We start from the raw sequence: 10,130 nt of genomic DNA, 5'->3' as shown, positions 1-10,130 counted from the left end.
CCCCCCCCCCCCCCCCCCCCCCCCCCCCCCCCCCCGAAACTGAAGCAAAAAAGAGCTCAAACATGCCACTCAATCTGGGCTAGGGAAGTAGCCGTTTTTTCATTTTTAGAAATAATCATAAAATTTTAGCTCAACAAAAAACTTATGCTAGAAATTCAAAATTCAGGTGTAAGAGATTCACTTCTTTCAATCACAATCCCTATTTTTGTTAAAAATGAATTAATGAAAAAATTAATTTTATTAGCTGTAATTGGTCTGGGAATTGTTTCCTGTACCACACAAAACGCAAGAAAAAACATGACGGATTTACCTAAAGACTGGAAACACAACACAAATATTTACGAAGTAAACGTAAGACAATATACACAGGAAGGAACCTTCAGAGCATTCGAAAAAGAAATGCCAAGACTGAAATCAATGGGCGTAAAAACCCTTTGGTTTATGCCTATCACGCCCATTGCTCAGGAAAATAAAAAAGGCAGCATGGGAAGCCCTTACGCCGCGGCAGATTATACCTCCATCAACCCGGAATTTGGAACTTTAGACGATTTCAAACACATGGTGAGCGAAGCTCACAGATTGGGATTCAAAGTTATCATCGACTGGGTGGCGAATCATACAGGCTGGGATCATGTCTGGACAAAAACACATCCCGAATTTTACCTAAAAGATGCCGATGGAAGTTTCCATAAAGCTTCAGGAATGGACGATATCATCGAACTGGATTACAAAAATCAGGAAATGCGTCTTGCCATGATCGATGCCATGAAATACTGGGTTAAAGAAACCAATATCGATGGTTTTCGTTGCGATTTGGCTTCTTGGGTTGAGGTCGATTTTTGGGAACAGGCTCGTCCGGAAGTTGAAAAAGTAAAGCCTCTTTTTTGGTTAGGTGAATTTGATGAGATAGAAAGTCCGGAATACGGAAAAGTTTTCGATGCAAGTTATTCCTGGAAATGGATGCACAAATCGGCAGATTATTACAAAAAAAATGAACCGCTTCAAGGGTTAAAAGACTTATTGATACAATATTCGAATATTGGCGACAGCTCAATGAGAGCGTGGTTTACTTCCAATCATGATGAAAATTCTTGGAATGGAACCGAATATGAAAAATATGGCGTAATCACAAAGCCAATGGCTGTTTTCTCAGCAACTTGGAATGGTGTTCCGTTATTATATTCCGGTCAGGAATTACCAAACATGAAACGTCTGGAATTTTTCGAAAAAGATGTTATCAAATGGACGAATACCTATCAAAATGCAGATTTTTATAGAACATTATTAAATTTGAAAGCCTCCAATCCTGCATTGAGAGGTGGAGATAACAATGTCGGAACATATTTGTTAAACACTTCCGCGAATGATAAAATTTTAGCCTATCTCAGAAAAAATGGTAAAGATGAGGTGTTGGTAGTTTTAAATATGTCGAAAGAACCTGTCAATTTCAAAATTGAAGACGAAAATGTTTCAGGAACTTTCAGAAATGTATTTGAAAAGGTAAACAGAAACTTTGATAACGGTAAAGATTTTAATTTCAAACCTGGCGATTATGCCGTTTTTGAAAAATAAATATTGACAAAAATTTTTTATTTTTATAAAATATCAATTTGAAAGCGGGCTTTTGTCCGCTTTTACATTTAAAACAAAGTAAACTGAAATGAATAAAGAAGAAATAGTAAATATCATAAAATCAAAAATATCAGATAAAATTCAAAATTTCGAAAATCTTATTGCTGAAACGAGAGCTTCCAATAATGACACGAAAAGTTCGATGGGGGATAAATATGAAACCGGTCGCGAAATGCTTCAGCAGGAAATCAATAATCTTCAAAGGCAACTGAATGAAACGTTAAATCAACAAAATGTAGTTCAGAAAATGACATCAGAAGATTGTCTGAAAGTTCAGAATGGAGCTTTGGTGAAAACTGATAAAGGTTTATTTTATATTTCTGCTTCTTTGGGTGAAATTATTGTGGAAGGCAAAAAAATAATGACAGTTTCCGCGGAATCTCCTTTGGTGAAAGCGATGTTTGGCAAGAAAATGGGAGAAGCATTTACCATTAATAATATTCCTCAAAAAATTGAGAATATTTGGTAAAACTCTTTTCATGAAAATTAGAAAACTACTTTTAATAGGCTTTATATTGTTCAACTTTCTTCTGAATGCTCAGATTAAAGCTGTTATTTCCAATTCCACATATACTATCGAAACGGTAGATTTAACGATAAATAATGTAACCGTTGTTTTAAGCGGGGAAGGCGAAATACAGAGATTTTATTCTGATAATTCTAATGGTACAACAGATTATTATGATCAGGATGTTTTTAATAAACACAGAGCAGGTAAAATAAAAAGTCTCGGCGGTGTAAAAGTTGAGTATTGGAATGCGATGAATCAGGATGATCCAAAATATGGAAAAATTAAAAGCATTGGGGATCTGAAAGTTGATTACTGGGATTCAATACATTTTGATCCGGAAAAGGCGGGAAAAGTGAAGTCCATCGGAAATATCACCATCGATTATTACCCGAAAGACATTATTGATAACAGCCGATTTGGTAAATTAAAATCGATTGGAAATATTTCAATAGATTATGGTTTAAAAGATATTATTGACCGTAGTAAGTTTAAAAAATTAGTAAAATTTGGATCTGTAAAATTAGATTATTGGAATGATAGTATTATTGAAAAAGAGAAATTTGGCAGATTAAAATCTGTTGAAGGAAACTCTAAGGAAGTGAGTGTTTCGGTACTTTAATTATTTAACATTTCAAGTCTAAAATTTAAGAAAAATTTATTGCTTTATATGGAAACAATGGCGCTAAAAATTCGTAAATTAGAGGTAAATATTTAATAATAAATCTTATAAAATTTTATCAATATGGGAATTTTAGATAATAAAGTAGCTATCGTTACTGGAGGAGGTTCTGGGATTGGTTTAGCCGTTGCTGTAAGTTACGCTAAAGAAGGCGCAAAAGTGGTTGTTTCAGACATTAATGAAGAACATGGTAATCAGGCTGTAGAACAAATCAAAGCAAATGGTGGGGAAGCTTCATTCATAAAAGCCGATACTTCAAGCCCAACTGAAGTGGAAAATCTGGTAAAAGAAACGGTAAAAATTTATGGCAAATTAGATATTATCTGTAATAATGCAGGAATTGGTGGCGAAGCAGCTCTTACGGGAGATTATAGTCTCGACAGTTGGAGAAAAGTATTGAGTGTAAATTTAGATGGAGTTTTCTATGGTTGTAAATATGCCATCGAACAAATGGAGCAAAACGGTAGTGGAGTGATTGTAAATATTGCTTCTATCCACGGAATGGTTGCTGCACCTATGTCTTCTGCCTACACCACTGCAAAACACGCGGTGGTAGGACTTACTAAAAATATTGGCGCAGAGTACGGACAAAAAGGTATTCGTTGTAATGCTGTTGGCCCTGGTTATATCGATACTCCGTTATTGGAAAGCGCAAGTGGGGATATGAAGGAAGCGTTAATTGCAAAACACCCAATCGGAAGATTAGGAAAATCTGAAGAAGTAGCAGAGTTGGTATTATTCTTAAGCTCTGAAAAATCTTCTTTCATGACAGGTGGTTATTACCTTGTAGACGGTGGTTATACCGCAATCTAAACGGTCAGAAAAACGATATAGGAAAATGGAGCGTTAAAAAAAATAAAAATTAATCCGTTAAGAAACTCCACTGTTTGAGCAAGAGACAAATATGGAAACGAAGAACAAATGTAGATTCGTGCGAGTTTTGGGGATTTTAGGAGTAAGTTTTAATTTTTAGCAGAAGTTTCCAAGTCTTGAATTTTTGTTTCTTTTGTTTTAAGACGAAAGAAAATTTAATAAAGTAATAGAAAGCATTCATCACCATGAATGCTTTTTTTATAATTTTTAATACCAAAAAATAACTAAGATTTTTCTAAATTTGAGCCATTAAAATTCATTTTTCAAATGCAAAATTACTTAGACCTTTTACAGCATATTTTAGACAACGGAACAGATAAAACTGATAGAACGGGAACGGGAACAAGAAGTGTTTTCGGTTACCAGTTGAGATATGATCTGTCGAAAGGTTTTCCTTTGGTTACGACTAAAAAAGTGCATTTGAAATCTATTATTTATGAATTACTTTGGTTCCTGAAAGGGGACACCAATATCAAATATTTAAAGGATAACGGCGTTTCAATTTGGGATGAATGGGCAGATGAAAACGGAGATTTGGGACCTGTTTACGGGGCTCAATGGAGAAGTTGGAACGGAGCAGACGGGAAAATTGTAGACCAGATCACAGATGTTATCGATCAAATTAAAAAAAATCCGGATTCCCGAAGATTGATCGTTTCTGCTTGGAATGTTGCTGAAATTCCTAATATGGCGTTGGCTCCATGTCATGCTTTATTTCAATTTTATGTGGCGGATGGAAAATTATCGCTCCAATTGTATCAAAGAAGTGCAGATGTTTTCTTAGGCGTTCCTTTTAATATTGCGAGTTATGCGTTATTATTGATGATGGTAGCTCAGGTTTGTGATTTGGAAGTAGGGGATTATGTTCATAGTTTTGGTGATGTTCATATTTACAACAACCATTTTGAACAGGTAAATAGACAATTGTCAAGAGAAACACGACCTCTTCCGACCATGAAACTGAATACAGAAGTTAAGAATATTTTTGATTTTAACTTTGAAGATTTTACGCTGGAAAATTATAATCCGCATCCGGGAATTAAAGCGCCTGTTGCGATCTAATAATTTTGAATTAAAAGATATAAAGTGAAGCCTAAAAACTTCACTTTTTTTGTAACTTTCAAATCGAAAATCATACTTATTTATTATGAAATCATTAAAAATTACTATCGAAGAAAATTTTGATGCTGAAAAGCTGAAGGAAGTTTTACTTCAGATCAAAGGCATTGATTCAATAGAAATTATCGACGAAGAAAATCCTGAAAGCGAATTGAAAAAAGCGTTTGCTAAAACGAAAGAACAGTTCAAAAAAGGAGACTATGAAACGTTGGTAAACGATATTTTTGATATCTTAACAAAAAAATAATTCTAAATATATTTAATAAATAAATATGAAAAAAGCCATTTTATCGATTGCTATTTTGGGCGGAATTTTCTTTTCTGCAACGATCTCGGCACAAACCGAAACTTCAGGCAGAGAAAAAGTATACAGAGCCACGCACACAAAAGTAACGGAACTGAAACATACCAAGCTGAAAGTAAATTTCGATTATCAGAAGGAACAAATGAATGGGGAAGAATGGTTAACGGCTTCGCCTTATTTTTATCCAACCAATGAATTAACGCTGGATGCAAAAGGAATGCTGATTCACGAGGTTGCTTTGGATAGCAATGGTAAAAAATCTCCTTTGAAATACGATTATAAGGATGATGTTTTAAAAATTACTTTAGACAAGACCTATCAGAAAAATCAGGATTATACGGTTTATATCAAATATACTTCTCGCCCGAACGAAGTGAAACAGCAGGGAAGTGCTGCCATTAATGATGCTAAAGGTTTGTATTTCATTAATGCTCAGGGAAAAGATCCTGATATGCCAACTCAGATCTGGACTCAGGGTGAAACCGAATCTTCTTCTGCATGGTTTCCAACGATCGACAAGCCAAATCAAAAAACCACTCAGGAAATTTACATAACTGTTCCTGACAAATATGTCACACTTTCTAACGGGATCATGAAAGATTCTCAAAAAGAATCGAACGGATTGAGAACCGATCATTGGGTGATGGATAAAAGACATTCAACTTACCTTTTCTTCATGGGCGTTGGAGAATATGCTATCGTAAAAGATAAATGGAGAAATATTCCGGTGGATTATTATATCGAGAAAGAATATGAGCCTTATGCAAAACAGATCTACGGAAATACGCCGGAAATGATCGAGTTTTTCTCTAAGAAAATGGGCTACGATTATCCTTGGGCTAAATATGCACAGATTTCCGGAAGAGACTATGTAAGTGGCGCAATGGAAAACACAACAGCAACGCTTCACGGAAGCGATATTTTACAGAAACCTGGACAATTGATCGATGAAAATAAATGGGAAGATACCATTGCCCATGAATTATTCCACCATTGGTTTGGGGATTTGGTAACGGCAGAAAGCTGGAGTAATCTGACGGTTAATGAATCTTTTGCTAACTATTCAGAATACCTTTGGAACGAATATAAATACGGAAAAGATCAGGCAGATTATCACCAGATGACCGATGTGAATATGTATCTTCATAATCCGTCGGATTTCAAGAAAAATTTGGTGAGATTTGGATACGATTCCCGTGAAGATGTTTTTGATTTAGTAACGTACCAAAAAGGTGGAGGAATTCTTCATATGTTGAGAAATTATTTGGGTGATGATGCTTTCTTTGCCGGAATGCAGGATTATTTAAAGACCAATGAGTTCCAAAATGCAGAAGCACATCAATTAAGATTATCTTTCGAGAAAGTTTCTGGTAAAGACTTGAATTGGTTCTTTAATCAATGGTATTTCGGAAGCGGAAATCCAAAGATTACTTATTCTTATACTTTTGAGCCGGTGAAAAAACAAATCGCAGTTACGATTAATCAAAGTCAGGAACTGCCATTCGAATTTCCTTTGGCAATCGATGTTTACGATAATGGTAAACCTAAAAGATATAATGTTTGGGTAAAAGCAGAAAGTGCAAATACCTTCAATTTTGATGTTTCTAAAAATGCAGATTTAGTGAATATCAATGCAGATGGAGTATTGGTTGCGGAAGTTACAGATACAAAAACTCCTGAGCAATATTTGATGCAGTTCACAGGATCTAAGGAATTTAAAAGCAGATATAATGCATTGAACGGAATTAAAGATCAGGTTGGAAAAAGCCCTGCTGCGACAAAATTATTGGCTGCAGCATTGAAAGATCCTTATTTCAGAGTGAGAATTAAAGCATTGGAATTGATGGATTTATCAAATCCTGAACAGTTCAAAGCATTAAGTTCAGAGGTGGAAAAAATTGCATCCAATGATCCTAAAACCTTAGCTCAAGCGGCTGCTATTGCTGCTTTGGCGAAGACAAAAGATAAAAAATACATTCCGATTTTTGAAAAGGGTGTAAATGCGGTTTCTAATGCGGTAAAAGGAAATTCGGTAGGAGCTATTTTAGCAATTGATCCTTCAAAAGCAGCTTCTTTAGGCGATAAAATGGATCTGGAGGGAGCTTCTGATGCTTTAATTGAAAAAATGTTGCCTATTGTTGTTAAAAATAAAGTGACTTCACAGATGGCGAATATCGCTCAGTTTGCGGCATTTTATCCTTTTATCAAATTCCAAAACCCGGAATTAGGGAAAGCTTCTGAAGAAGGATACAACTGGATTATGTCTTCTGATAATTTAAAAGCGACTGAAGCGATTACGAAAGTTTTGGTTCAGTCTAAAGGCCAGATGGGTGATAATCCGCAGGTTAAAATAATGATAAGCCAGATTTTAAAAGACGGTTTGAATAAAAAAATGGAACTTTTAAAACAAAATCCTCAAAATGCAGCTAGCATTAATAAGCAAATTGATGCTATTAATAAAGCTATTGCCGATTTTAAATAGTTTTAAAGCAATACATAAAAATATGATAACCACTATTCTGATAGTGGTTATTTTTTTATGGTTAAACGATGTTTATTAAATTATGTTTAATTTATTTAAAAAAATATTACGTATTTAATTTAATAATTATAAATTTGTTATAGAATTAATATTATTTAATAACTATGAAAACAAATTTATTTGCGATGAATTTGGGTAAACGGCTTTTTTTACCTGCAGTATTAGCTTTTTCACCTTTCGTTTTAAAAGCTCAGATTTTCAATTTTCCTTGGACGGAAACTTTTGAAGACGATTCTCCCACAAGATCCAGCTGGACACAAATTCATGAAGCCAACTCAGTAGATTGGACTTTCGCATCCTCTGCCACAACGGGAAGCACAGGAATTACCGCTTTTTCCGGATCAAAGTTTGCAAACTTTCCTACAAATTCTTCTTTTCCTGACAAAACTAAATTGGTAAGTCCACCTTTTAACACCGCCTCACTCACTTCTCCAAAGCTTAGTTTTTATCTCGTTAATCCACAATTGAATGGAAATGCCAATTGGGTAAGGATTTACTACAGAATGTCTGCTACAGATTCTTGGACTTTGTTGATGGGGTTCCAACCACCGTTCAGTTCTTGGTATTTTTTCGCCAATATCGGAATGCCGCCTAATATTTATCAGGTTGCCATTGAATGTGAAAATAGCCAGGGATATTCTACATTGGTTGATCAAGTTACGATTAGCAACGATGTTTTAAGTACAAGCGAAATTACAAATCATTCAAAATCAAAGATTAATTTCTATCCAAATCCGGTTAAAAATGAACTAAATTATACAGGTAGGGAAAAGATTGATGAAATTTTTATTTATGATTTGAATGGAATAAAAGTGAAAGAGCAAAAGATTAATTCTCTCAGTGGAAGTATTGATGTTTCAGCTTTGAAAAACGGAGTGTATATAATCTCTGCAAAAAAAGGAGAAGGAACGGAAAATTTTAAAATCATTAAAAATTAAAAAATACATCTTTGTCCCTTAGATTGTTAATAATTTAAATAAAAAGGTTTTAAGAATGAAATTTTTTTGATTAAATAGAATTAAGACTAAATTTCTAAAAATTTGGTAATAAACATACATGATTAAACGTTTACATTTTTTAAATTCGTATAAAAATTAACTATATGGCGTTCGGAATAGAGGCAGCAAGCTACTTTGTGCCTACTTTATATTTGGAAATAAAAGATTTAGCAGAAAAAAGAGGAATACAACCTGCAAAACTGGAAAAAGGATTAGGATTACATAAAATGGGATTTCCCGATATGCATGAAGATGCGGCTACATTTGCAGCGGAAGCTTTATTGAAGCTAATCAGAGATTATAATATCAATCCGAAAGAAATATCAAGAATTTATCTGGGAACGGAAAGTGCTTTGGACGCTGCAAAACCAACTGCTTCTTACGCGATGCAAATGGTTGAAAAAGTGTTGGAAAGTGAGTTCGGAGAAAGAGCTTTTAAAAATTGTGATGTGGTAGATCTTACGTTCGCTTGTATTGGCGCGGTAGATGCGCTTCACAATTCTTTGGATTTTGTAAGGGTAAATCCTGATAAAAAGGCGATCGTCATTGCGAGTGATTATGCTAAATATGAGCTGGCGTCTTCAGGAGAATATACTCAAGGTGGTGGTGCAGTGGCAGTTTTGGTGTCTTCAAAACCAGATCTTATTGAGATTGATAACAATTGGGGTGTCGCTACAGAAAGCGTTTTTGATTTTTTCAAGCCAAGACGTCATTTCAAAAAAGAAGATTTAACGAACGCTCCTGAAAACTTCCCTGAAAAAATTGAAGTTTTTACAGACGAACCTGTTTTTGACGGACAATATTCTAATCAATGTTATCAGGATAGAATTCGCGAAGCTTATACTCATTACAAAGAAATTACTGGAAAAAATAAACCTTACGAAGCTTGGAAGTATCTTATTTTCCATCTTCCTTATGCTTTCCACGGAAAAAGAGTTTTCACAGAAATTTACAGTTTAGAAAACGGTTTGTCTTACGAAACTCCTGAAGAGCAAAAAGCAGTGGCAAAATCAGAGGATTATATTCAGTTTATTAATGATAAAATTGAAAAATCTCAACGAGCTTCTTCAGAAATCGGAAATATGTACACGGCTTCTATTTTTATGGCTTTGCTTTCTGCATTGCAGACTTCTTTTAATGACAACGAAGAATTAGCAGGTCAGGAAATTGGATTCTTGGGTTATGGAAGTGGTTCTAAGTCTAAAGTTTTTGCGGGAAAAGTTTCAGATAACTGGAAAAATGTGGTGGCAAAATGGAATCTTTTTGAAGGCTTAAAAAATAGAACAGCAATCGATTTTGAAACCTATGAAAAACTGCACAGAAAACAACTGGAAACTTCCGTTAATGAAAATTATAAAGGTTTTGGATTGGCATCTGTAGAATTAGAAAATCCTGTTTTGAAAGGAGCGAGATATTATGATTTTAAAGGTTAAGATTTACTACTTAAAATTTACGAAGTTGTCATTTTGAGC

The 10,130-nt window shown here is 34.5% G+C and carries 9 protein-coding genes; all 9 read left to right on the top strand.

Annotated features, from left to right (window positions below; all coding sequences use genetic code 11):
* The first annotated feature begins 222 nt into the window (after positions 1–222).
* The 9 genes from ABEG63_RS06440 to ABEG63_RS06400 all read left to right on the top strand — a co-directional run bounded on the left by ABEG63_RS06440 (position 223) and on the right by ABEG63_RS06400 (position 10,091).
* Complete coding sequence (locus tag ABEG63_RS06440; protein ID WP_346583833.1) at positions 223–1,572, top strand: alpha-amylase family glycosyl hydrolase; 1,350 nt, start codon at positions 223–225, stop codon at positions 1,570–1,572.
* Positions 1,573–1,660: 88 nt separating this feature from the next.
* Entirely contained in the window at positions 1,661–2,101 is a 441-nt protein-coding gene (locus ABEG63_RS06435; RefSeq protein ID WP_346583832.1) for a hypothetical protein, read from the top strand.
* Between the two features lie 10 nt (positions 2,102–2,111).
* Complete coding sequence (locus tag ABEG63_RS06430; protein ID WP_346583831.1) at positions 2,112–2,762, top strand: hypothetical protein; 651 nt, start codon at positions 2,112–2,114, stop codon at positions 2,760–2,762.
* Positions 2,763–2,885: 123 nt separating this feature from the next.
* Positions 2,886–3,635 (top strand): glucose 1-dehydrogenase, encoded by a 750-nt coding sequence (locus tag ABEG63_RS06425; RefSeq protein ID WP_346583830.1) that lies wholly within the window; start codon positions 2,886–2,888, stop codon positions 3,633–3,635.
* 327 nt (positions 3,636–3,962) lie between these two features.
* Positions 3,963–4,757 carry a thymidylate synthase gene (locus tag ABEG63_RS06420; RefSeq protein WP_346583829.1) on the top strand — a complete coding sequence of 265 codons (795 nt, stop codon included), beginning with the start codon at positions 3,963–3,965 and terminating at the stop codon, positions 4,755–4,757.
* A gap of 85 nt (positions 4,758–4,842) precedes the next feature.
* A complete protein-coding gene (locus ABEG63_RS06415; RefSeq protein WP_346583828.1) occupies positions 4,843–5,061 on the top strand; it encodes a hypothetical protein in 219 nt (72 codons plus the stop codon).
* Positions 5,062–5,086: 25 nt separating this feature from the next.
* A complete protein-coding gene (locus ABEG63_RS06410; protein ID WP_346583827.1) occupies positions 5,087–7,600 on the top strand; it encodes a M1 family metallopeptidase in 2,514 nt (837 codons plus the stop codon).
* Between the two features lie 164 nt (positions 7,601–7,764).
* On the top strand, positions 7,765–8,598 hold the full coding sequence (locus ABEG63_RS06405; RefSeq protein ID WP_346583826.1) for a T9SS type A sorting domain-containing protein: 834 nt from the start codon (positions 7,765–7,767) through the stop codon (positions 8,596–8,598).
* Between the two features lie 164 nt (positions 8,599–8,762).
* Positions 8,763–10,091 (top strand): hydroxymethylglutaryl-CoA synthase, encoded by a 1,329-nt coding sequence (locus ABEG63_RS06400; protein ID WP_346583825.1) that lies wholly within the window; start codon positions 8,763–8,765, stop codon positions 10,089–10,091.
* The last annotated feature ends 39 nt before the right edge of the window (positions 10,092–10,130 follow it).

Origin of the sequence: Chryseobacterium sp. C39-AII1 (assembly GCF_039672645.1) — a bacterium.
Lineage (GTDB): Bacteria > Bacteroidota > Bacteroidia > Flavobacteriales > Weeksellaceae > Chryseobacterium.
The sequence above is the reverse complement of the archived record's forward strand: the minus strand, read 5'-3'. Positions and strand labels throughout refer to the sequence as shown.

Coding starts and splice junctions, on each gene's coding strand:
- ABEG63_RS06440 (WP_346583833.1), top strand. CDS start 223: ATGAAAAAATTAATTTTATTAGCTGTAATTGGTCTGGGAATTGTTTCC.
- ABEG63_RS06435 (WP_346583832.1), top strand. CDS start 1,661: ATGAATAAAGAAGAAATAGTAAATATCATAAAATCAAAAATATCAGAT.
- ABEG63_RS06430 (WP_346583831.1), top strand. CDS start 2,112: ATGAAAATTAGAAAACTACTTTTAATAGGCTTTATATTGTTCAACTTT.
- ABEG63_RS06425 (WP_346583830.1), top strand. CDS start 2,886: ATGGGAATTTTAGATAATAAAGTAGCTATCGTTACTGGAGGAGGTTCT.
- ABEG63_RS06420 (WP_346583829.1), top strand. CDS start 3,963: ATGCAAAATTACTTAGACCTTTTACAGCATATTTTAGACAACGGAACA.
- ABEG63_RS06415 (WP_346583828.1), top strand. CDS start 4,843: ATGAAATCATTAAAAATTACTATCGAAGAAAATTTTGATGCTGAAAAG.
- ABEG63_RS06410 (WP_346583827.1), top strand. CDS start 5,087: ATGAAAAAAGCCATTTTATCGATTGCTATTTTGGGCGGAATTTTCTTT.
- ABEG63_RS06405 (WP_346583826.1), top strand. CDS start 7,765: ATGAAAACAAATTTATTTGCGATGAATTTGGGTAAACGGCTTTTTTTA.
- ABEG63_RS06400 (WP_346583825.1), top strand. CDS start 8,763: ATGGCGTTCGGAATAGAGGCAGCAAGCTACTTTGTGCCTACTTTATAT.